The organism is Delftia sp. SD018 (genome assembly GCF_017355445.1).
Taxonomy (GTDB): Bacteria; Pseudomonadota; Gammaproteobacteria; order Burkholderiales; family Burkholderiaceae_C; genus Comamonas; species Comamonas acidovorans.
Map to the genome: position 1 here is coordinate 36,428 of NZ_JADDRN010000024.1, position 21,707 is coordinate 58,134.

24 protein-coding genes are annotated in these 21,707 nt (G+C 66.3%); 11 read left to right on the forward strand and 13 right to left on the reverse strand.

Going from position 1 to position 21,707, the window contains the following annotated elements; genetic code table 11:
• Nucleotides 1-48: 48 nt before the first annotated feature.
• From INR38_RS21565 to INR38_RS21575, 3 genes are all read left to right on the forward strand, one after another.
• A complete protein-coding gene (locus INR38_RS21565; protein ID WP_207443104.1) occupies nt 49-1,800 on the forward strand; it encodes an alkaline phosphatase D family protein in 1,752 nt (583 codons plus the stop codon).
• Between the two features lie 112 nt (nt 1,801-1,912).
• Nucleotides 1,913-2,722 (forward strand): DUF2189 domain-containing protein, encoded by an 810-nt coding sequence (locus tag INR38_RS21570; RefSeq protein ID WP_099751135.1) that lies wholly within the window; start codon nt 1,913-1,915, stop codon nt 2,720-2,722.
• Between the two features lie 64 nt (nt 2,723-2,786).
• Nucleotides 2,787-2,972 carry a hypothetical protein gene (locus tag INR38_RS21575; protein ID WP_123693602.1) on the forward strand — a complete coding sequence of 62 codons (186 nt, stop codon included), beginning with the start codon at nt 2,787-2,789 and terminating at the stop codon, nt 2,970-2,972.
• A gap of 19 nt (nt 2,973-2,991) precedes the next feature.
• Here the strand turns inward: INR38_RS21575 and INR38_RS21580 are convergent, their stop codons facing one another.
• The gene (locus tag INR38_RS21580) at nt 2,992-3,657 is read right to left on the reverse strand and encodes an arylesterase (protein ID WP_034398647.1); all 666 of its coding nucleotides are present in this window, start codon (nt 3,655-3,657) and stop codon (nt 2,992-2,994) included.
• 16 nt (nt 3,658-3,673) lie between these two features.
• On the opposite strand from INR38_RS21580, the gene INR38_RS21585 reads away from it, so the two are divergent.
• A complete protein-coding gene (locus tag INR38_RS21585; RefSeq protein WP_013802182.1) occupies nt 3,674-4,384 on the forward strand; it encodes an ABC transporter ATP-binding protein in 711 nt (236 codons plus the stop codon).
• A 25-nt stretch (nt 4,385-4,409) separates the two neighbouring features.
• Here the strand turns inward: INR38_RS21585 and sstT are convergent, their stop codons facing one another.
• Nucleotides 4,410-5,633: a serine/threonine transporter SstT gene (sstT, locus tag INR38_RS21590; RefSeq protein ID WP_013802183.1), complete on the reverse strand. Its 1,224-nt coding sequence runs from the start codon at nt 5,631-5,633 to the stop codon at nt 4,410-4,412.
• A gap of 217 nt (nt 5,634-5,850) precedes the next feature.
• Between sstT and rlmB the strand changes: the two genes are divergently transcribed.
• Nucleotides 5,851-6,642, forward strand: a complete 792-nt coding sequence (gene rlmB / locus INR38_RS21595) for a 23S rRNA (guanosine(2251)-2'-O)-methyltransferase RlmB (protein ID WP_012205857.1) — start codon at nt 5,851-5,853, stop codon at nt 6,640-6,642.
• On the opposite strand, the gene INR38_RS21600 is transcribed toward rlmB, so the two are convergent.
• The 5 genes from INR38_RS21600 to INR38_RS21620 form a co-directional block, all read right to left on the reverse strand.
• Complete coding sequence (locus INR38_RS21600) at nt 6,639-7,040, reverse strand: DUF1428 domain-containing protein (RefSeq protein WP_034394298.1); 402 nt, start codon at nt 7,038-7,040, stop codon at nt 6,639-6,641. The genes rlmB and INR38_RS21600 overlap by 4 nt on opposite strands.
• A gap of 25 nt (nt 7,041-7,065) precedes the next feature.
• Nucleotides 7,066-7,542, reverse strand: coding sequence for an SRPBCC family protein (locus INR38_RS21605; RefSeq protein WP_034394293.1), 477 nt, complete (start codon nt 7,540-7,542; stop codon nt 7,066-7,068).
• A gap of 8 nt (nt 7,543-7,550) precedes the next feature.
• The gene (locus tag INR38_RS21610; RefSeq protein ID WP_013802186.1) at nt 7,551-7,934 is read right to left on the reverse strand and encodes a VOC family protein; all 384 of its coding nucleotides are present in this window, start codon (nt 7,932-7,934) and stop codon (nt 7,551-7,553) included.
• A 47-nt stretch (nt 7,935-7,981) separates the two neighbouring features.
• Nucleotides 7,982-8,404, reverse strand: coding sequence for a VOC family protein (locus INR38_RS21615; RefSeq protein WP_207443103.1), 423 nt, complete (start codon nt 8,402-8,404; stop codon nt 7,982-7,984).
• A gap of 68 nt (nt 8,405-8,472) precedes the next feature.
• Nucleotides 8,473-8,976 carry a VOC family protein gene (locus INR38_RS21620; RefSeq protein ID WP_013802188.1) on the reverse strand — a complete coding sequence of 168 codons (504 nt, stop codon included), beginning with the start codon at nt 8,974-8,976 and terminating at the stop codon, nt 8,473-8,475.
• Nucleotides 8,977-9,199: 223 nt separating this feature from the next.
• On the opposite strand from INR38_RS21620, the gene INR38_RS21625 reads away from it, so the two are divergent.
• Both INR38_RS21625 and INR38_RS21630 read left to right on the forward strand, forming a co-directional pair.
• Nucleotides 9,200-9,838, forward strand: a complete 639-nt coding sequence (locus tag INR38_RS21625) for a TetR/AcrR family transcriptional regulator (RefSeq protein WP_207443102.1) — start codon at nt 9,200-9,202, stop codon at nt 9,836-9,838.
• Nucleotides 9,838-10,683 carry an NAD-dependent deacylase gene (locus INR38_RS21630; RefSeq protein ID WP_043796117.1) on the forward strand — a complete coding sequence of 282 codons (846 nt, stop codon included), beginning with the start codon at nt 9,838-9,840 and terminating at the stop codon, nt 10,681-10,683. Before INR38_RS21625 ends, INR38_RS21630 begins: the two co-directional genes overlap by 1 nt.
• 44 nt (nt 10,684-10,727) lie before the next feature.
• Here INR38_RS21630 and INR38_RS21635 read toward each other — a convergent pair whose 3' ends face one another.
• From INR38_RS21635 to INR38_RS21645, 3 genes are read right to left on the reverse strand one after another with little or no spacing between them, the layout of a single operon-like run.
• Nucleotides 10,728-11,708, reverse strand: coding sequence for an aldo/keto reductase (locus tag INR38_RS21635; protein ID WP_197943566.1), 981 nt, complete (start codon nt 11,706-11,708; stop codon nt 10,728-10,730).
• Between the two features lie 46 nt (nt 11,709-11,754).
• On the reverse strand, nt 11,755-12,363 hold the full coding sequence (locus INR38_RS21640; protein ID WP_207443101.1) for a chromate transporter: 609 nt from the start codon (nt 12,361-12,363) through the stop codon (nt 11,755-11,757).
• Nucleotides 12,360-12,971, reverse strand: coding sequence for a chromate transporter (locus INR38_RS21645; protein ID WP_013802193.1), 612 nt, complete (start codon nt 12,969-12,971; stop codon nt 12,360-12,362). The genes INR38_RS21640 and INR38_RS21645 overlap by 4 nt, the downstream gene beginning before the upstream one ends.
• A 285-nt stretch (nt 12,972-13,256) precedes the next feature.
• Here INR38_RS21645 and INR38_RS21650 point away from each other — a divergent pair, with 285 nt between their 5' ends.
• Nucleotides 13,257-15,077 (forward strand): ABC transporter ATP-binding protein/permease, encoded by a 1,821-nt coding sequence (locus INR38_RS21650; RefSeq protein WP_207443100.1) that lies wholly within the window; start codon nt 13,257-13,259, stop codon nt 15,075-15,077.
• A 28-nt stretch (nt 15,078-15,105) separates the two neighbouring features.
• On the opposite strand, the gene INR38_RS21655 is transcribed toward INR38_RS21650, so the two are convergent.
• Both INR38_RS21655 and INR38_RS21660 read right to left on the reverse strand, forming a co-directional pair.
• A complete protein-coding gene (locus tag INR38_RS21655) occupies nt 15,106-16,530 on the reverse strand; it encodes a dihydrolipoyl dehydrogenase (protein WP_207443099.1) in 1,425 nt (474 codons plus the stop codon).
• Nucleotides 16,531-16,767: 237 nt separating this feature from the next.
• Nucleotides 16,768-17,262, reverse strand: a complete 495-nt coding sequence (locus tag INR38_RS21660) for a hypothetical protein (protein WP_207443098.1) — start codon at nt 17,260-17,262, stop codon at nt 16,768-16,770.
• A gap of 294 nt (nt 17,263-17,556) precedes the next feature.
• On the opposite strand from INR38_RS21660, the gene INR38_RS21665 reads away from it, so the two are divergent.
• Nucleotides 17,557-18,771 (forward strand): HAF repeat-containing protein, encoded by a 1,215-nt coding sequence (locus tag INR38_RS21665; protein ID WP_207443097.1) that lies wholly within the window; start codon nt 17,557-17,559, stop codon nt 18,769-18,771.
• Nucleotides 18,772-18,811: 40 nt separating this feature from the next.
• A complete protein-coding gene (locus INR38_RS21670; RefSeq protein WP_160854666.1) occupies nt 18,812-19,087 on the forward strand; it encodes a hypothetical protein in 276 nt (91 codons plus the stop codon).
• Nucleotides 19,088-19,636: 549 nt separating this feature from the next.
• On the opposite strand, the gene INR38_RS21675 is transcribed toward INR38_RS21670, so the two are convergent.
• The gene (locus INR38_RS21675) at nt 19,637-20,587 is read right to left on the reverse strand and encodes a LysR family transcriptional regulator (protein WP_207443096.1); all 951 of its coding nucleotides are present in this window, start codon (nt 20,585-20,587) and stop codon (nt 19,637-19,639) included.
• A 134-nt stretch (nt 20,588-20,721) separates the two neighbouring features.
• Here INR38_RS21675 and INR38_RS21680 point away from each other — a divergent pair, with 134 nt between their 5' ends.
• Nucleotides 20,722-21,705, forward strand: coding sequence for a tripartite tricarboxylate transporter substrate binding protein (locus INR38_RS21680; RefSeq protein WP_192366748.1), 984 nt, complete (start codon nt 20,722-20,724; stop codon nt 21,703-21,705).
• Nucleotides 21,706-21,707: the final 2 nt, after the last annotated feature.

Genomic DNA, 21,707 nt, shown 5'->3' on the forward strand with positions numbered 1-21,707 from the left:
TCGTTGGCTTCATACCATCCCACGGGGGCCTCCAGGCCCCGGTCCAGCATGAAGCACAAAGAGAGCATCACCAATATCCTGCAGCACGCGAAGACCGCGTCCAATGGGCCCGACATCGTGGCCAGCCGCCGCCATTTCGTGCGCGGCATGGGCGCATCGGCCCTGGCGCTGCCACTGGCCGGCTGCGGCGGCTCCGATGGCGACAGCAGCATTCCCGTCGAGTTCCGCCACGGCGTGGCCAGCGGCGACCCGTTGAGCGACCGCGTCATCCTCTGGACCCGCGTGACGCAGCCCCAGGGCCATTCCAGCGACATCGAGGTGGAGTGGGAGCTGGCCTCGGACGCCGACTTCAAGAACATCGTGGTGTCGGGCAAGGCCATGGCGCGCGCCACCCAGGATTTCACCTTCAAGGCCGACGCCACGGGCCTCAAGCCGGCTACGCGCTACCACTACCGCTTTCGCTGCCAGGGCATGACCAGCGCCACGGGCCGCACGCGAACCCTGCCCGTGGGCGCCGTGCAGCAGGTCAAGCTGGCCGTGTTCTCCTGCGCCAACTACCCGGCGGGCTACTTCAACGTCTACGCGCATGCCGCGCGCCAGGGCGATCTGGATGCCACCGTGCACCTGGGCGACTACATCTATGAATACGCACGCGGAGGCTATGCCAATGGCAAGGCCGAAGCCATGCAGCGCCAGAGTCTGCCGGCCAACGAAATCGTCAGCCTGGCCGACTACCGCCAGCGCCATGCCCAGTACAAGAGCGATGCCGACCTGCAGGCCCTGCATGCGGCGGCGCCCATGATCGCCGTCTGGGATGACCACGAAGTCTCCAACGACACCTGGATGCACGGCGCCGAAAACCACCAGCCGGCCACCGAGGGCGATTTCGAACTGCGCAAGGTGGCCGCGCTCAAGGCCTATCACGAGTGGATGCCCACGCGCAACGCGCAGCCCGAGATCATCTACCGCAGCTTCGCCTTCGGCGACCTGCTGGCGCTGCACATGCTGGACACGCGCGTCATCGGCCGCGACAAACAACTGGACTACGCCGACTACTTCACCGCCCAGGGCCTGGACGCGGGACGCTTCACCTCCGACATGGCCAATCCTGCGCGCCAGCTCATGGGCGCCACCCAGACCCAGTGGCTGGGCCTGCAGCTGGCAGCCTCGCAGGCCACCTGGCAGGTGCTGGGCCAGCAGGTGCTGATGGGGCGCATGGAGCTGCCGGCGCCCTTGCTGATGGACATACTCAGCCCCGGCAGCGGTGTCTCGCTGCCGGCCTACGCGGCACTGCTGGCCAAGGCGCAGGCCAACCCGGCCAGCCTGACGGCGGCGGAAAAGGCCATCCTGGCCCAGCCCAGCATTCCCTACAACCTCGATGCCTGGGACGGCTACGCCGTGGCACGCGAGACCGTGCTGGCCACGGCGCGCAGCCTGGGCAAGAATCTGGTCGTGCTGGCGGGCGACACCCACAATGCCTGGGCCAGCGAACTGCGTGACCGCAGCGGGCAGGCCGTGGGCGTGGAGTTCGCCACCTCGTCCGTCAGCTCGCCGGGTTTCGAGGAATACCTGTCGGGCCAGGACCCGGCCCAGCTGCGTGGCGCGCTGCTGCAATTCATCTCCACGCTCAAGTACTGCGATACCTCGCGCCGTGGCTACATGATCGTCACGGCCACGCCGCAGGCCTGCCAGGCCGAGTGGATCTACGTGGACACCGTGTTCAGCCGCCAATACCAGGCTGTGCGCGATGCGGCCTGGAAGGTGCTGCCCGGCCAGCCGGGCAAGCTGGTCCAGGCCTGAGTGCAGACTCGGGTGCAGACCTGGGGGGCTGGGCGGGCCTCGGTAGTTTCCGCCATGGCAGCAGTGCCATGGCTGCGATAACTTTGGACTCGCTGATCCAGGAGGTCCAGGCATGCAGGCATCCCCCGCTCCCGAGAAAGCTTCCGACAACCCGGCGGGCATGCTGCAGGTGCAACTGCTGCGCATGGCCGATCCCTGGCGCTGGCTGGCCCTGGGCTGGCGCGATCTGCGGCGTGCGCCCGGCGTGGCGCTGTTCTACGGCCTGTGCTTCTGGGCCATGGCCCTGCTGATCGGCTGGGTGTTCCGCGCCAGCCCGGAATACAGCATGGCCATGGCCAGCGGCTGCCTGCTCATCGGCCCCTTCCTGGCCATGGGCCTGTACGACACCAGCCGCCGGCTGGAGCGGGGCTTGCCGCCCCAACTGAGCAGCTCGCTGACCTGCTGGGACACGCAGATGGGCAGCATGGGCATGCTGGTCATGGTGCTGCTGGTGCTGGAGATGCTCTGGGCGCGCGCCTCCATGGTGGTCTTTGCCGTGTTCTTCGATACCGGCATGCCCACCACGGCCGGCATGCTGCAGGCCGTGGCACGGCCCGAGAACTGGGAATTCCTGGCCATTTACCTGCTGGTCGGCGGCGCATTTGCGGCCCTGGTATTCGCCAGCATGGTGGTGGCGCTGCCGGCCATGCTGGACCGGGGCAGCGATGCGCTCACGGCCTGCATCACCAGCATGCGCGTGGTCGGCCTGAACCTGGCCGTCATGCTGCAGTGGGCCGCGATCATCACCGTGCTGGTGGCGGTTGCCCTGTGGTGGTATGGCGCGGGCCTGCTGCTGGTGGGGCCTTTGCTGGGCTGTGCCAGTTGGCATGCATACCGTTGCAGCGTGGGCGATTCCGCCGTGCCTGCGTCCACCATATCCTGAGGTTTTCCTGGCATGCCCCGTCTTGCGGCTACAGTGGGGCTTGCAACAACAGAGGAGTCCACCTGTGGCGACACCCAATTACGCCTATGAAAAACGCCAGCGCGAACTGGCCAAGAAGCAGAAGAAGCTAGAGAAGGAGAAGGCCAAGGCCGAAAAAAGACCCGACGACCAAGAGGGCGGCGGCTCAGAAGGTAATGCGCAGGCATCTCCTGCAGCAGCCCGTCCCGGCGAGGAAGGCCGCAGCAACTGACACCCTGCCTGCCCTGAGCTCAGGGCAGCAGCTTGCTGAGCTGGGGCCAGACGTTGTCCAGCATGCGCGGCTGGGCCTTGGCCGTGGGGTGGATGCGGTCGGCCTGGAACCACTGGGCCGAATCGGCCGCATCACCGATGCCGGCCAGCAGGAAGGGCACCAGCGGCACCTTCTGCTCCTGCGCCACCTTGGCAAACAATTGCTCGAACTGGCGCGTATAGCCGCTGCCATAGTTGGGCGGCACCTGCATGCCCACCAGCAGCACCTTGGCTCCGGCATCCCGGGCCGCGCGCACCATGGCGTCCAGATTGCCCTGCGTGCTTTGCAGCGGCAGACCCCGCAGCGCATCGTTTCCACCCAATTCGATTACCACCACCGATGGCTTGTGCTGCTTGAGCAAGGCAGGCAGGCGAGAGCGGCCGCCCGAGGTGGTCTCGCCGCTCACGCTGGCGTTGACCAGCGGCACATTCTTTGGGCTCTCCTGCAGGCGCTTTTGCAGCAGTGCCACCCAGCCCGTGCCACGGGCCAGCCCGTACTCGGCACTCAGCGAGTCGCCCAGCACCAGCAGCGGGCCCGTCTCGGCTGCCCACGTGGACGTGGCCGTCCAAGTACCCAGCAGGCCGAAGGCCAAGCCGGCCGATATAAAGTGGCGGCGTCGGCGCATTGCGCGCAGCTTGTCTTGCATCGTCTTCCCATCCTCCATGTCACAAAGCACTGCCCAGCCCCTGATCGAAGTCGAGCATGTCTTCAAGTCGGTCAGCGATTCGACCGGAACACTGGATATTCTGCGGGATATCGATCTGCGTTTTGCCGCAAGGGAAACCGTGGCCATCGTCGGTGCCTCGGGTTCGGGCAAAAGCACGCTGCTGTCCATTCTTGCCGGCCTGGATACGCCTACGCGCGGCACGGTGCGGCTGCAGGGCCAGGACATGTTCGCGCTGGATGAGGATGCACGCGCCGCCGTGCGCGCGCAAAAGCTCGGCTTTGTGTTCCAGAGCTTCCAGCTGCTGGGCAATCTGACGGCGCTGGAGAACGTGATGCTGCCGCTGGAGCTGGCAGGCAGCCGCGAGGCCCGCCGCCGCGCCACCGAGATGCTGGAGCGCGTGGGCCTGGGCCAGCGCCTGGGTCACTATCCCAAGCTGCTGTCGGGCGGCGAGCAGCAGCGCGTGGCGCTGGCTCGCGCCTTCGTGGTCGAGCCCGCCGTGCTGCTGGCCGACGAGCCCACGGGCAGCTTGGACTTTGCGACCGGCGAAACCATCATGGAGTTGATGTTCGCGCTCAACCGCGAACGCGGCACGACGCTGGTCATGGTCACCCATGACCGAGCCATCGCCGCGCGCTGCGAGCGCCGCGTGACCATCGAGGCCGGCCGCGTCGCCAGCATCGAAGAGGGGCAGGCGCTGGCGGCCTGATCGGGGCGCCAGCAAGGGGTGGCGCTCAGGCCGCCACGGCCTCACGGCGCCCGGCTGCCTCGCAGGCAGCTGCCGTGAAGATCACGTCGGTCGAGGAGTTCAGCGCGGTTTCGGCCGAGTCCTGGATCACGCCGATCACAAAGCCCACGCCAACCACCTGCATGGCCAGATCGTTGGAGATGCCGAACAGGCTGCAGGCCAGCGGAATCAGCAGCAACGAGCCGCCGGCCACACCCGAGGCTCCGCAGGCGCAGACCGCGGACACCACGCACAGCAAGATGGCGGTCAGCAGATCGACCTCGATGCCCAGCGTGTGGGCCGCAGCCAGCGAGAGCACGCTGATGGTGACGGCGGCGCCGGCCATGTTGATGGTCGCGCCCAGCGGGATGGAGACACTGTAGGTGTCCTCATCCAGGCCCAGGCGCTTGGCCAGCGCCAGGTTCACGGGGATGTTGGCGGCCGAGCTGCGCGTGAAGAAGGCCGTCACCGCGCTCTCGCGCAGACAGGTCAGCACCAGCGGATAGGGGTTGCGGCGCGTCTGTGTCCAGACGATGAGCGGGTTCACCACCAGGGCCACGAAGAGCATGCAGCCCAGCAGCACGGCCAGCAGGTGCGCGTAGTCCAGCAGCTTTTCCAGGCCCGACTGGGCAAAGGTGCCCGCCACCAGGCCGAAGATGCCAAGCGGCGCCAGCCGGATCACGCCCTGGATCACGCGGGTGATGGCCTGGCCCAGGTCCTGCATCACGGTGCGCGTGGACTCCGAGGCATGGCGCAGGGCCATGCCCATGGCCAGTGCCCAGGCGAGGATGCCGATGTAGTTGGCATTCATCAGCGCACGCACGGGGTTGTCGAAGGCGCTTTGCACCAGGGCCATCAACACTTCGCCAATGCGCCCGGGTGCGCCCTGGGCCGGGGCGGCATCCTTGAACTGGATGGTGGAAGGGAAGGCCATGCTGGCCGCCACGGCGACCACGGCCGCCGCAAAGGTGCCCAGCACATACAGCCACAGGATGGGGCGGATCTGCGTGGCCTGGCCAGGCCGGTGGTTGCTGGTGGCCGAGACCACCAGCAGCAGCACTAGCACGGGCGCCACGGCCTTGAGGGCGGAGATGAACAGCGTGCCCAGCAGGGACACGGACTGGGCGGCCTCGGGCCAGAGCCAGGCCAGCAGGCCGCCAGCGACCAGGCTGATGGCGATCTGGCCGACCAGGCTGGTGCGGGCAAGCCGGGCGAAGAGGGCTTTGAGCATGATGGTTGGCAAAGAAAAGGAAAAAACTCAAGCGATGGAAAAATGCAAAGCGGCATGCCCGTGGCTACGGTGCATGCCGCAATGTGCAGGGCTGCTGGAAGGCGGCCAAGCCGCGCAGTGTAGCGGCTACGTAAAAACCACAGGAGCCGTTGCGCGCAGACGGGCTTCGCAAGGCGGGGCCCGGGGCACCGCTCAATTGGCGGGATAATTGCGCCCCATGTCGTCCCCCAAAGTTCTCTTCGGCTTCCACGCCGTCGGCGTGCGCATGAAGACCGCGCCCCAATCCATCATCGAGGTCTACTACGAGGCCACGCGCCGCGATGCGCGCATGCGCCAGTTCCTCGACCGCGCCAAGTCGGCCGGCGTCCGGCTGATCGAGGCCGACGGCGAACGCCTTGCCAAGCTGGCTGGCAGCCATGGCCACCAGGGCGTGGCCGCGCGCGTGGAGGCCGTGGCCCAGGTGCATTCGCTGGACGAATTGCTGGAGCAGCTGGAGGCTGACGGCATCAGCAAGCCGCTGCTGCTGGTGCTGGACGGCGTGACCGATCCGCACAACCTGGGGGCCTGCCTGCGCGTGGCCGATGGCGCCGGCGCCCATGCGGTGATTGCGCCCAAGGACCATGCGGTAGGCGTGAACGCCACCGTGGCCAAGGTGGCCAGCGGCGCGGCCGAGACCGTGCCCTATTTCATGGTCACCAACCTGGCGCGCACGCTCAATGAGCTCAAGGAGCGCGACATCTGGATCATCGGCACCAGCGACGATGCGCCCAAGACCCTGTACGAGGTGGACCTCACGGGCCCCACGGCCCTGGTGCTGGGCGCCGAAGGCGACGGCATGCGTCAGCTCACGCGCAAGACCTGCGACGAGCTGATCGGCATCCCCATGATGGGTGCCGTCTCCAGCCTCAATGTGTCCGTGGCCAGCGGCGTGTGCCTGTACGAGGCGCTGCGCCAGCGCGGCCAGGGCACCACGCCTGCCGTGTCTGCCGCCCCGGCTGACCAGATCTAGGCCGGCGCGCCGCTGGCGCCCGCACTTGCACCTTCGCCCGTGCCCAGTTCCACCACGCTCTCGAAGCCGCCCCAGAACATGCGCTTGGCGTCGAAGGGCATGGTGGCCGGGTCCATGGAGGCAATGCGCGGGTCCTTCATGACGGCGGCATTGATGCGGTCGCGCTCCGCGCGCGACGCATAGATGATCCATGAGAAGAACACGATCTCGCCTTCCTTGAGCTGCACGGCCTGGGGAAACGAGGTCAGCTTGCCCATGGGCACGTCGTCGCCCGCGCATTCCCAGTACTGCAGCGCGCCGTACTCCATCCATACCTTGCCTGCGGCCTGCGCCACCTCGCGGTAGGCCTGCAGGTTGGCCCGGGGAACGGGCAGCACGAATCCGTCGATGTAGTGCATGGCTCTCTCCTGGTGAAATCCGGCTTCAGAGCCGGGCTGCGAGCTCGGCCAGCTGGTCCGTGCACTGGCCCCAGCCGGTGTGAAAACCCATGGCTTCGTGCTGGGCGCGGTCGGCAGCACTCCAGTGCCGCACCCGGGCGGTATAGCGGGTCTGGCTGCCTTCGGGGTCAAAGCTGACGATGCCCGTCATGAAGGGCTTGTCGGCAGGCACCCAGCCTTGGGTGAATGCGTCGGTGAAGACCAGGCGGCGGTTGGGAATGACTTCCAGGTAGACACCGCTGCCGGGCATCTCCTGGCCTTCAGGGCTGCGCATGACGATGAGGCTGTGGCCGCCGGGCCGCACATCGTTGTCCACGCGGGACACGCTCCAGGGGCTGGGCGCAAACCATTGCTGGATCAGCGCGGGTTCGGTCCAGCAGCGGTAGAGCCTGTCGGCAGGAATGTCCAGCAGGCGCGTGAGCACCAGGTCGTTGGCGTGTTCGGGAAGGTCTTGTGCTGTCATGGCGCTCCTCATTGCATGGAATGCAGGCCGATTCGGTTGCCCTCGGTGTCCACCACGACGGCGCAGTGCCCGTGGGGGCCTATGGAGAATTTGGCCTGCTCGATGCGCCCGCCTGCGGCCTCGACGCGGCCCTGTTCGATGGCGCAGTCCTCGCAGCCGAAATAGACCAGGGTGCCGCCGCCGCCGGAAGGTGCGCCGTCCATCCGCACCAGCATTCCGCCCGCGCCGGGGCCTGTCATGTCCATCGGAAAGGACAGCATCTCCTGGCTGTCGGAGCCATCGGGCGCGGGCAGATGCTCCAGCTTGCCCTGGAAGACGGTTTCATAGAACCGGCGCGCACGCGCCATGTCCTGCACATGGATCTCGAACCAGACGACTGGGTTGGCGTTCATGAAGACTCCTTCTTGGGTGACAGAGGCAATGTGTCGTCCGGCCTTGTTCAGGCCTCGCCCTTGACGTTGACCATCCAGGGTGTGTTGAAGCGGTCCGTCACCATGCCAAAGCCTGGCGACCAGAACGTGGCCTGGAAGGGCATGGTCACCTTGCCGCCTTCGGCCAGCGCGTTGAAGATGCGGCCGCCTTCGGTGGCGTCGTCCACGCCGATCGAGATCCACATGCCCTGGGCCTGCTGGTAGCCGCCGCCACCGCAGTTGTCGGTGGCGTCCGAGGCCATCAGCGCCTGGTCCTTGATCTGCAGGTGGGCATGCATGATCAGGCGCTTGTCGGCCTCGGGCATCTGCTCCATGCCCGGTGTCTCGCCAAAGGTGCTCTGGTGCACGATGGTGCCGCCGAACAGCTTGGCGTAGAAGGCAAAGGCCTCGGCGCAGTTGCCGTTGAAGTTCAGATAGGGAATGAATTGCATGGAATGCTCCTGAGGTGGTTGGTGGCGAGGGGAGGGGGAGATGAGTGGGAGGATGGGCGCCGGTGGCCTCAGCGGCCGTCATGCGCGCGCTCAAGGGCGGCGATGTCCAGCTTTTGCATGCCCAGCAGGGCCTGCATCACGCGTTGGGCGGCGGCCATGTCGGGCCCCCCCATCCAGCCCGCCATCTGGGCCGGAACGATTTGCCACGACAGGCCATGGCGGTCCTTGAGCCAGCCGCATTGACGCGCCGCCGGGTCGCCGCCCTCGGACAGGGCGCCCCAGTAGTGATCTATCTCGTCCTGCGTATCGCAACTGACCATCAGCGAGACGGCCTCGTTGAAGCGGAACATCGGGCCGCCGTTGAGCGCCAGAAAGGGCTGGCCGTCCAGCTCGAACTGCACCGTCATCACGCTGCCCGCCGGCCTGCCGTGGATGTCGTGGCCGGCCTCGCCATAGCGGGCAATGGCCGTGATGCGGGAATCGGGAAAGACTTCCGTATAGAAGCGCGCCGCCTGCTCGCCCTGGTTGTCAAACCAGAGGCAGGGCTGGATGCGGCCGGTGTGCAAAGCCATGCTTGTCTCCTTGGTGACGGTGAAAACCGTTTTTGCCGTTCGATGCCGGCTTTTTATCGATTTCTGCCCGGCGTGTGTACGCCGTTCACATATGCTAGGGACTAAAATGGACGCTGTCCACATCAGGCGCTGTCAGCTTCGGTGTCAAGCTGTAAATCGGCGGGGCAGGGCTGTCGTCCCTTATGTGTGACGTGGTCATGCAGAAAAAAAAGGAATCAAAACAGTGACGCAGCGACGTGTCAGGCGTGAGTCATACCACCATGGCGACCTGCGCCAGGCCCTGGTCGAGGCTGGCCTGGCACTGGCGCGTGAAGGTGGTCCCCAGGCCATCGTGCTGCGCGAGGCCACGCGGCGGGCGGGCGTGGCGCCGAATGCGGCCTATCGTCACTTTGCCAACCGCCAGGCACTGTTTGATGCCGTGCGCGCTGCGGCCCTGGGCGCACTGGCCGCGGCCATCGAGGCCGAAATGGTCCAGGCCCGTTCCCTGCCCGATGCGCTGCAGCGCTCACGCGCCTTGCTGGCTGCCGTGGGCCGGGGCTACCTGGGCTTTGCCCAGACGGAGACCGGCTGGTTCCGCACGGCCTTTGCCTCTGTCGAGTACGACGTGGACCTGCCGCCCGACACCACGCGTGCGGCGGCCATGGGCCTGAACCCGTTCGAGCTGCTGGGCTACGCGTTGGACAGCATGGCCGAGGCCGGCGTGCTGCCGCCCGAGCGCCGGCCCCAGGCCGAGTTCCTGGCCTGGTCGGCCGTGCACGGCATGGCCTTGCTGGTGATCGACGGCCCGCTGCGCCGTGCCACATCCGAGCAGCGGCGTGCGCTGGCGCTGCGCCTGCTGGAGATGGTGGAAAAAGGCATTTGATGCGCCCTGGGGCGGCGCTGCCGCACAATGGCCTGCTTTTTTTCCTTCGCCCTCCGATGCCCGACGAACCTTCCCCCACTTCGCTGCCTGCGGCTGCCGCCGAACTGCCCGGCCAGGGTGAGCTGCACGAGCTGCGCGAGCGCATCGCGCATGCAGCGCACATCGCCGTGCTCACGGGCGCAGGCGTCAGTGCCGAGTCCGGCGTGCCCACGTTCCGCGATGACAAGAACAGCTACTGGGCGCAGTTCAACCCGCAGGACATGGCCAGCGAGGCGGGCTTTCGCGCCCATCCGCAGCGCGTGTGGCAGTGGTATGCGCACCGGCGCGAGGCCGTGGCAGCAGTGCAGCCCAATGCAGGCCACCATGCGCTGGCGCAATGGGCCTTGCAGCACCCGGGCCGCATGACCCTGGTCACGCAGAACGTGGATGGCCTGCACCAGCGCGCGGGCAGCCCCGGCGTGCTGTGCCTGCATGGCGAGTTGATGCGCGACCGTTGGCTCGAGCGGCCCCGCGCCTGCTGCGACCTGGCCGGGCAGAACCCTGGCGAGCCTCCGCAGTGCCCTGTTTGCGGCAACCTGGTGCGCCCGGGCGTGGTCTGGTTCGGCGAGTCCCTGCCCATGGGCGTATGGCAGGCCGCCGAGGCTGCCGTGCAGCGCTGCGAGGTACTGCTGGTGGTCGGCACCTCGGGCGCCGTGTATCCGGCAGCGGGGCTGGCCCGAATCGCGCGCCGGGCAGGCGCGCACGTGGCCGTCATCAACCCGGCGCCTTCCGAGCTGGATGACGCAGCGCACCAGTGCCTGCGCGGCCCATCGGCCCAGATCCTGCCCGCGCTGCTGGCGGGCTGAGAGGCCCCGGGCCAGGGCGGGCAGGCTGCCCTGGCCTGCGCAGGTCAGTCCCTTGCGCCTTCTTCCTGACTGGCCTGGTTGAGCTCGGCCACGTCCTGAGCCGACAGCTGCAGGCGCGTGGCTTGCACCAGTTGCTGCAACTGGGCCAGCGAGGTCGCGCTTGCGATGGGCGAGGTCACAAACGGGCGCTGCATCTGCCAGGCCAGGGCCACGCACGCGGGCTGGCTGTTCAGGCGCGCAGCCACCGAGTCCAGGGCCTGCACAATGCGCAGGCCGCGCGGATTCAGGTAGGTGGCCACGGTCTTGCCTCCGCGCGCACTCTTGGCTGCGTCTTCGCTGCTGCGGTACTTGCCCGTCAGAAAACCCGCTGCCAGCGCATAGAAGTTGATGATGCCCACCTGCTCGGCCGCGCACAGCGGCGCCAGATCGCGCTCCAGCACGGCGCGGTCGTACAGGTTGTACAGCGGCTGCAGGCTCTCGTAGCGCGGCAGGCCCAGCTCGGCGCTGGTGCGCAGGGCCTCGGCCAGGCGCGGTGCGCTGTGGTTGGAGGCGCCAATGGCCCGCACCTTGCCTGCGGCAATCAGGTCGGCAAAGGCGCCCAGGGTATCGGCCAGCGGCACGCTGGCGTCGTCGTCATGCGACTGGTACAGGTCGATGTAGTCCGTCTGCAGGCGCTGCAGCGAGGCATCCACGGCCTGGCGGATGTACTCGGGGCGCAGGCCCACCCGGCCCTCGCCCATGTCCTTGCCGACCTTGGTGGCCAGCACGATGTCGGCGCGCCGTCCGCTGCGCCTGAGCCATTTGCCGATCACGGTCTCCGACTCGCCGCCCGCATGGCCCGGCGCCCAGCGCGAGTACACGTCGGCCGTGTCGATGAAGTTCATGCCGGCATCCAGCCAGGCGTCGAGCAGCGAGAACGACGTGGCCTCGTCCACGGTCCAGCCGAAGACATTGCCGCCAAAGCACAGCGGCGAGACCTGCAGGCCGCTGCGGCCCAGGGAACGAAGGGAAGGGGCTTGCGCCATGTACGGCTCCTTTTGACGAAAAAACCAGGGTAGTCCTCAGGACCTCTCAGATCCAGCCCAGCGCACCCAGCAGCGCGCCCGCGCCCAGCAGCCACAGCAGATGGATGCGCGTGCGCCACACCAGCAGGGCGCAGGCCAGGGTCAGCAGCCACAGGCGCCAGTCCTGGGCCGGGCGGCCGCTGGCGCTGCCCAGCAGCCAGCCCGTGGCCAGCAGCAGCCCGATGACCAGCGGCCCCATGCCCTGCTTGAAGGCACGCACGCCGCGCCGGTTCCTGTTGCGCTGGCCCCAGCGCGAGGCCTGCCAGGCCAGCACGGAGCTTGGCAGCAGGATGCCGACCATGCAGATGGTCACGCCCAGCGCGCCAAAGGTCCATGCCAGCGGCCCGGTGCCCCCGCCCGCGTTCAGGCCCAGGTTCCAGCCCAGCAGGGCGATGAAGAGCACATTGGGCCCGGGCGCCGCCTGGGCGATGGCGATGGAGCTGCTGAACTGCGCCTCGCTGAGCCAGCCGTGGCCATCGACCAGGAAGCGGTGCATGTCGGGCGCCGTGGCAATGGCGCCGCCCACGGCCATCAGCGACAGCGTCAGGAAATACAGCAGCAACTGCAGCCAGTCGGCGGGCTGCAGGTTCAGGGCGATCTGTTGGGCGGCGTTCATGGGGCGAGCTTTCTCCAGGTCAGCACGCAGCCGGCACCGCCGACCACCAGCAGCACCCAGGCCAGCGGCACGCGCAGCACGGCCATGGCAATGAACGAGGCCAGCGCCAGGGCCGCGCTGCACCAGCGCCCCAGCGGGTGTCGGCTCAGCGTGCTGGTCAGCTTCAGCCCCATGCCCGCCACCAGGCCGGCCGCGACGGCGCCCATGCCGCGCAGCGCCCCGGCCATGGCGGGGTGGTCGGCCAGCTGCGAATAGATCACGGTCAGCGTCAGCACCAGCAGCATGGGAAAGCACAGCATCCCGCACACGGCGACCACGGCGCCACGCCAGCCGAAGTAGCGCTCGCCAATGGTGATGGACAGGTTGACCACATTGGGCCCGGGCATGATCTGGGCCACGGCCCAGTCCTCCACGAACTCGTCGTTGGTCAGCCAGCGCTTTTTCTCGACCAGCTCGCGCTGCACCACGGCCAGCACGCCGCCAAAGCCCTGCAGGGCCAGCCAGGTGAAGGACCAGAACAGGTCGCGCAGGTTGGCGGGGGCGGGGCGCTGGGCAGGCGCATCGGCGGTGTCGTGTGGCGGGGAAGCCTGGGGCGGCGATGCGGGCATGTTCTGGCTTGTGTCTGGGCCGCCCAGGCAGGGCCCGGGGACGGCATCGCTGTTGTCATGGGGTGGGACCGTGCGGGCCGATCCTGTCTCCGTGCCTGCCTCGGGGTGGCACGCACGGAATATTAATCCTGCGCAGCGGCCTCGTCGGCAGCGGCCCCATCGGCAACGGCGATGGGGGCATTGCAAGCGCAGATGGCTTGCTGCCGGCATGCACCCGGGCCTGCCCGCCGGCCTGCCTGAACAGGAGTAGATTCTCTCCACCCACACAACCCGAGGATCTCCGGCATGGACATGGATTGGAGCAAGGCGCTGCAGGAAAGCCTGGTCTGGCTGGCGGCGGCCTCAGTGATCACCGTCGTGGCTTTCGCGGCCGTGGCGCTGCTGGTGGTTCGATTCACCCGCTGGGGTCGGCAGTTCTGGCAGCTGGCCGGCCCGTTCCTGCACCCCAGAAACAGCTGGTGGCCGCTGCTGGTGTTCATGCTGCTGCTGGTGCTGGCCCTGGTCTCGGTGCGCATGAACGTGCTGTTTTCCTACTGGTACAACGGGTTCTACAGCGCGCTGCAGGAACTGGACCAGAAGGGCTTTTGGCGATTTCTGGGCATCTTTGCTGTGCTGGCCACCATCCACATCCTGCGCGAGCTGTTCAATTTCTATGTGAACCAGGCGTTCCGCATCCGCTGGCGGGTCTGGCTCAACGAGCGCGTGACCACCGACTGGATGCGCGGCGACGCCTACTACCGCAGCCACTTCCTGGACGAGCCGGTGGACAACCCCGACCAGCGCATCGAGCTGGATGTGAACACCTTTGTCTCGAACTCGCTGACCCTGGCGCTGGGCGCCGTCAGCGCCGTGGTCTCGCTGGTGGCGTTCACGGGCATTCTCTGGGGGCTGTCCGCGCCCATTGCCGTGGCGGGCGTGGAGGTTCCGCGGGCCATGGTCTTTGCGGTCTACATCTATGTGATCATCGCCACGCTGATCGCCTTTCGCCTGGGCCAGCCGCTGATCCGGCTGAACTTCCTGAACGAGAGGCTGACCGCCAACTTCCGCTACGCCCTGGTGCGCGTGCGCGAATACGCGGAGAACATCGCCTTCTACCAGGGCGCGGCCATCGAGCGCAACACGCTTTTGACGCGCTTCTCGGCGTTGATCGCCAATGTCTGGGCGCTGGTCTACCGCAGCCTGAAGTTCGACGGCTTCAACCTCACCGTCAACCAGGTGGCCGTGGTCTTTCCCTTTCTGCTGCAGGCGCCGCGCTTTTTCAGCGGTGCCATCAAGCTCGGTGATGTGATGCAGACCTCGCAGGCCTTTGGGCAGGTGCAGGATGCGCTGTCCTTCTTCCGAACCTCCTACGACACCTTCGCCCAGTACCGCGCTGCGCTGGACCGCCTGTGCGGCTTTCTGGATGCCAATGCCCAGACCCGCGAACTGCCCCAGGTCGTCCACAGAGAGCAACCCGGCGCCCTGGACATCGAGGGCCTGCAGGTCAGCCGCCCTGATGGCCACCACCTGCTCAGCGGCCTGCAACTGAAGCTCATTCCCGGCCAGGCGCTGCTGATCAAGGGGCCTTCGGGCAGCGGCAAGACCACCTTGCTGCGGTCCATTGCCGGCCTGTGGCCGCACGCCGAAGGCACGGTGGGCCGCCCGGGCGGCCACCAGGCGCTGTTCCTGTCTCAGCGTCCGTATCTGCCGCTGGGTGACCTGCGCACAGCCATTGCCTATCCCGCCGATGCATCGCCGCAGGACGACGAGCGGCTGCAGCAGGCGCTGCGCCAGGTCAGCCTGGCCCATCTGGCCGACAAGCTGGATGTGAACCAGGATTGGTCCCGCATCCTGTCGATTGGCGAGCAGCAGCGCCTGGCCTTTGCCCGCGTGCTGTTCAACCGGCCCGCCATCGTCTTTCTCGATGAATCCACCTCGGCCATGGACGAGGGCCTGGAGCATGCGCTGTACACCCTGCTGCGCGAGCAGATGCGCTCGACCATGCTGGTGAGCGTGGGCCACCGCAGCACGCTGGCGGGTTTCCATACCCACGCGCTGGCGGTCGATGGCAATGGCGGGTGGACGCTGTCGGAAGGAAGCGCACCGCAGAGCGCGCCCCAGGCTTGATCCGCGTGCGGCCCTGGGCCGCGCGAGATCAATCGTCCATGGGCAAGGGATCGCAGTTGCCCAGGTCGGAAGGCGGAGGCTCGCGCAACTGGCGTACCGCGTCGCGCAGGGCGGTGCGCAGGCCCTCTTCAAGCACGGGGTGGTAGAAGGGAGCACGCAGCAACTCGTGCACGGTCAGTTGCTGCTGCACGGCCAGGGCCAGCAGATGGGCCAGATGCTCGCCGCCCGGTGCGCACATTTCCGCGCCCAGCAGCAGGCCGCTGGCCGGGTCTGCATAGACATGAAGCAGGCCCGCGTTGCGCTGCGCAGCGCGCGCACGCCCCTGGTGCGCAAAGTCCACGCGGCCCACCACAAAGTCCTGCCCCAGCAGCGCCTTCATGGGCTGGCCCACCACGGCTGCCTGGGGCGAGCTGAAGACAATGGACAGCGGCGCGCGCCGCTCGAAGCAGGCCACGTTCTCTGCCATGGCGTTGGTGCCGGCAATATGGCCTTCGTCCACGGCCTCATGCAACAAGGGGCGGTCGCCATTGGCATCGCCCGCGAGGAACAGCGGCAGCTCGCCGACCTGCAGTGTCTCGCGGCTCACGGGCGGCTGCCCATGCTCGTCCAGCTCAAGCCCCAGCGTCTCCAGCCCCAGGCCTTCCAGCTGCGGGCGCCGGCCCATGGCGGCCACCACATGGTCCACGACGATGCGGGTGTCGCCTGCACGCACGACGATGCTGCTGTCCGGGCCCTTGCTCAACTGCACTTCATGGTCGGTGATCACCGTCATCTCTTTCTCAAGCAGATGCCGCAATGCGTCGGTGACATTCGGGTCGGACAGGCCGGCAAGCTTCGGGCCGCGTCCCAGTGCGGTGACCTCCAGTCCCAGCCGTGCCAGCGCCTGTGCAATCTCCACGCCCAGCGGACCCAGGCCGACGACGGCCACGCGCGGGCCCAGCGTCTTGCGTTCGAACAAGGTGTCGGTGGTCAGGATGCGCTTGCCAAAGCGCTTCCATTCCTCCGGCACCACGGGGCTGGAGCCCGGAGCGAGGATGAGCTTGCGCGCAGCCAGCACCTTGCCGTTGACCTCGATCCGATTGGCTGCCAGCAGCCTGGCACGCCCGTCGATGGCCCGCCAGCCCAGGCCCTCCGTGGCCTTGATCGTGCTTGCCACGAACTCGTCGCGCAGCTTGCGCACGCGGCGCAAAACGGCGGGCAGGTCCAGCTGCAGCCCGCTCGCGCCGCGTATGCCGAAGGTATCGAAGTGATGGCGCGCATGGAAGGCGTTGGCCGCCTCGATCAGCAACTTGGACGGCATGCATCCCACCCGCGCACAGGTCGTTCCCCAGGGCCCGTCGTTGACGATGGCGAAATGCTCCGTGTGCTTGCGCACCTCGCGCAATGCCGACAGTCCGGCCGAGCCGGCACCGACGATGATCACGTCGAGGGCGGTGGTGGGTGGGTTTTTCATGCTGTCTGATTCCTTTGACTGTGGCACCAGGTCCCGTGGAGGTCTCCGCTGCCGGTGGATGTGCCGAAAGGTGTGCCGACGGGAGTGCCGACTGAAGTGCCGACAGATGGTCGAGATGACTGCCTCGCCTGCCATGGGACATGCGTGCCAGTCTGCATGCTGGCGCTCGCGGCAGTCGTAGGCGAAGGGCCGAAACCGCTGCTGGACATTCAGGGCCCGGCCCGTGCCGCGCAGGGACTAGCCGGATGCCCAGTGTTGCCATGCCGCGTCCGTGCGCCTGCCTGATGCGCTGAAATCCGCTTCCCGCGCAAAGCGCCTGAGAGATGTCTCGGTAACCCTCAAATGGCTGACACGGCACAAGCGGCTTTTCGCCGTTTGCAGCCAGCGGCGCAGGGACCAATGAAGCTGCGCCACCACCCCGCCATGCACCTGTGCGCTGTGCAGGCGCAGGCGGCCATCAAGGATGAAGGCCTTCACCGTCCGGGCGGACAACTGCAGGTCCTCGCAGACCTGCCGCAGCCCGACGCCCTCGCGGACCCGGGTGCTCAGGCCGCGCCTGTGCATCTGGCAGCGAACGGAGCGTTCGCTGCGGTTCAGCCGGCGGCAGATCACCTGCACGGGCAGGACGCCGGCCCAGCGTTCGAGTGCAAGCAGTTCTGCGGGACTCCAGCGGCGGCGAATTGCGCCATTCGGCCATGCGCTGTCGGATGTCAGGCAGTGTGTGATTGCCATGGAAAGCTCCCATTCATATGGCGCTGCGCTGTGGCATGGCCTGAATCCCGGATGCCGATGAGACAATTATTGATGGGGGATTCTTTTGCAAGCTTTTGATTTTGTTGATTGTTTTTGTTGTTTTGATTGCTGCTCGGATGGACGACTCCATACCGCGATACCTATCGTGGGGCCGGGATGCGGATCACGGAAATAGCGTCTGCACCGGCACGCATATGCCAAGCCCCATGCGGATTTCCTGTTCGGCACCCGATTTCCATGAACGACTTCTTTGCTTTTTCAGGAGAACCCTTCATGCGCCTTCAGCCAAAGCATTTGAATTTTTCCGTTGCGTGCCTTGCGTTGCTGGCACTGCCGGCCGCGCAGGCCCTGCCCATGCAGGACGTGGGCACGTCGGCAGGTCCGCAATGCGTGGGCCTGGACATCAACAACAGCGGCCATGTCGTGGGCGCCTGTGCAGAGAGCGACGGCTCGTCCGCAGGCTTCGTGTCGCTGGCGCCGGGCAGTGCGGCAGACCTTGTGCGCCTGTCGCCGGGGCGCAACTGCAACGCGGCGGCCATCACCAACAGCGGCCAGGTGGTGGGCAGCTGCCTGGACGGCAATTCGGTGTCCGTAGGCGTGTTCTGGAATGCGGCCACGCCCGCCACGGTGCAGACACTGCAGCCGCTGACGCTCGATGTGCGCAGCATGCCCACGGCATTCAACCAGGGCGGCTATGTGGCGGGCGTCAGCCTGAGCGGCAGCAACACGGCCCGCCCTGTCATGTGGCGCAACAATGAAACCACGGCACGCGCGCTGCCGGCGGGCCTGCTGGGCCTGAACAGCACCAACTGCATTCCGTCCGATGTGGACAATTTCGTGGTGGGCGGCAACATGCCGGGCATCGTGGGCAACTGTCCCGACAACAGCGGGCATCCGCGTCCTGTCTATTGGTCTGCCGCAGTTCTGGGCGGCTATATGGCCACGGCCCTGAACCTGCCTCTCAATGCCGTCTTCTGCCGCGCAAAGACCGTCGTCAATACCCGCATCATGGGCTACTGCGATTTTGGTGCCCAGGGTGGACGCACCGTCGTCTGGCTCAACTCGTCCTCCAGTCCGCAGGTGCTGTCCATATCGTCACCACCCGCGCGAAACAGCGGCGTCGATCTCAACATCCTCGGCGAGGTGATTGGGCACTACCAGTTGGCAGACGGGCGCAGCATGCCCTATTACTGGAACAGCCAGACCGGTGTCATCCGCGATATTCCTCCGCTGCCTGGCGGCATGAATGCACGTGTGGTGGATATCGGTGACAACGGAACGGTGGCGGGCCACAGCGAACTGGCCGACGGAAGTTCGCACGCCATCACCTGGACCCCCTTGGGCGGCACCGTGGACCAGGGAACCCTCGCAGGCGGCGAGAACAGTGCGGCCTCGGCACTGAGCCAGGATGGCTGCTACATGACAGGAAGGAGCGAAGTCGCGCAATTGGCCTCGCATGCCTTCGTGCAGAACCTGTGCGCGCCATGAAGGCGCAGCCTCATCTCACACCGTGCATAAAGGAAGTACCATGAAGATGCGATATCCAAGACTTGCAACCACACTGGCAATCGTTGTGTGCGGGCTCTGGGTCCCTGCTGTGCAAGCGAACGGCATTTCATTCGAGAATTTTTCCTCCTCCAATGCGGCACAGGCTTTTGGCGGCTCATATCATATGTTGCCCCTGATAATTATGGGGCAAGCGAGCGAGTCGTTGAAATGGATGGAAATGATGCAGGGCATGAAGGCTGCAAATACAGGTAAAAATGAACTGCTGCCATTGCTGATGATGGCGAAAGGAGTATGAGCATACTTGGGATATGAATGCGCCTGGGGTGAATATGGGCGATATCGCAATGGTGGCTTGCCACAGCGAACTGGCCGATGAGAGCTTTCGCTCCAGGCGCCCACAGGCAACGCATGCATTTGTGCAAAACCTGTGCATTCCCTGGTCGTTAGTATCAATTCAAAAACGATGAGATAAAGGGGTTGAAATGAGATTTCGATATGAAAAATCATTGTCCACTATGGTGGTATTTGGTGTTTTAATGTCCTCCTCCGCGCTGCATGCGAATAATATTTATTTTTCGGAAGATGGTCTAATAAATTTGGAAAATAGCAGCCTGCATGCGGATGGTGGTTTCGTTAGAGCTGTCTCCCAATATTATTGTAAAGCTGTTTTGCTATTGAAAAATGACGAGCTGGAAGTTGGTTATTGCCTGTGGCATTCCTTTAAGAAATTTCATTAATCGGACCTTGAGAACAGGCTGTGCTAACTATTTGATTTCACGTGACTCGTTGTCCCGGCTTGCGATTTTGCATTGAGGGTATTCGATGGGTGATCACCAGCATCAAATCAGTCTGGCAATGCCATGCGGCCCAGCCTTCCGCCATGGCTGGGCGCCCGTTCCGGCGCAGGGGCATCGTCGGCCATCAACTTCCCCATCAGGCCTCGCAGGATTGCCAGCGTTGGCGCCTCGCTGCGCTGACGCAGCGTGACCAGCCCGAAGCGGGCGGTGCTGCGCATGGGCGGGTCCATGGGCAATTCGGCCAGGTCCGGGGCGACGGCGCGCACGGCCAGCAGCACGGTGTCGCTGTTGCGCGCAACGTCCACGAGGCTGGGCAGCTCCTCGCACTGCAGTGTGACGAACCGCGTCGGGTGGGCCGTGGCGCCATAGGTCTCCACCAGCAGCCAGGCCACCTGGTCGCTCAGCGGGGTGGAGGCGACGGGGTAGCGCTGCACCTCCTCGAAGCGCAGATCCCGCTGCAGGCGGGCCAGTGGATGGTCGGTGCGGCACATGAAGGCGGCGCGCATTTCGTGCACGACGTCCAGCGCAAGGTCGGGTGCGGGCCTCAGCGCGCGCAGGTCCACGACCAGGGCGTCGAGCAGGCGCTCGCGTAGCGAGTGCACCAGCAGATCGGTGCTGCCGCGCGCCACCTCGGTTCGCACGCCGGGATGGTGCACGGTCATGTGCTGCAGGAACGGCGTCATCAATATTGCGCCGGGGCCCGATCCCAGGCCCACACGCACGGTGCCGGCCGCACCCTCGCGCAATTGGCGCCCCCTGTCACGCAGCGCGTCGGCCTCGGCCACCAGGGCGCGCGCCCGTCCCAGCATCTCGCGGCCGAAGGCTGTGAGTTCGCTGTGGCGGCCGATGCGGTCGAACAAGGGTATGCCCAGCTCCTGCTCCAGCGCGCGCACGCTGCGGCTGAGGGCCGGCTGTGTCAGATGCATGGCCTCGGCCGAGCGGCTGAAGGAGCCGGTCTGCGCCACCGATATGAGATGCCTGAGCTGCACCAGCGTCATGATTTTTCGCGCCCTGAAGTCTGCATGAAACTCATGCTAATGCAGCCAACAATGCATTGGACGTTCGATGACCCGGCTCCTAGGATGCCGCGTATCCGGCCGACCGAGCCGGAGCCATCCACCAAGGAGACATGATGAGATTTTTGTTCCAGCGCGTTTGGCTGACGGGCGCCGGCCTGCTGCTGAGCGCGGGCCTGGCCTGTGCGCAGAGCCCGTCCTCCAGGCCCGTAAGCCTGATGGTTCCCTATCCGGCCGGCGGCCCTTCGGATGCCATTGCCCGCATCTTCAGCGTGCCGCTGGCCAAGGCGCTGGGCCAGCAGGTCATCGTGGAGAACCTGGGCGGCGTGAGCGGCGCCATGGCCGCACAGAAAGTGCTGGCCGCTCCGCCTGACGGGCACTACGTCTTCCAGGGCTCGCCCAACGAGGTGATCCTGTCGCCGCTGGCCAATGCCGCCGTGCGGCTCAAGGCCGAGGATTTCCGCCTGGTCCATCCCGTGGCCGAGGCTGTGATGGTGTTTGTCGCCCGCAAGGACCTGGAGGCCGGCAACGTGGATGAGCTGATCGCACTGGCCCGCAAAAGCGCCAGCCGGCCGCTGTCCTATGGCAGCGTCGGCATTGGCTCGCTCTACCACCTGATTCTGGAGAAGGTGCAGCAGGACGCTGGCATACAACTCATGCATGCGCCCTACAAGGGCAACGCGCCGCTGCTGCAGGACATAGGCAGCGGGCAGGTCGATTTCGCTGTGCTCGTCTACAGCGCAGCCATGGGCGCGCTGGCCGAGCAGGGCCGGCTCAAGATCCTGGGCCAGCTGGGGGAGCAGCGATCGGAGCTGCTCAAGAATGTGCCCACGGTGCGTGAGGGCCGGGAGCTGAAAAACTTCGCCTACAAGACCTGGACCAGTTTCCTGGTGCGCAAGGACACGCCGCAGGAGGTGGTGCAAAGGCTGCATCAGGCGATAGGCGCCATGCTCAAGGACCCGGGCGTGCGCGAGCAACTGGCCCTGCAGACGCAGCTGGCCGCGGCGCCCATGTCGCTGGCCGAAGCCGCGCAGTTCTATGAGGCCGAGACCGCCCGCTACCGCAGCATTGCCCGCTCCATCCGCCTGCAACCCCAGTGAGA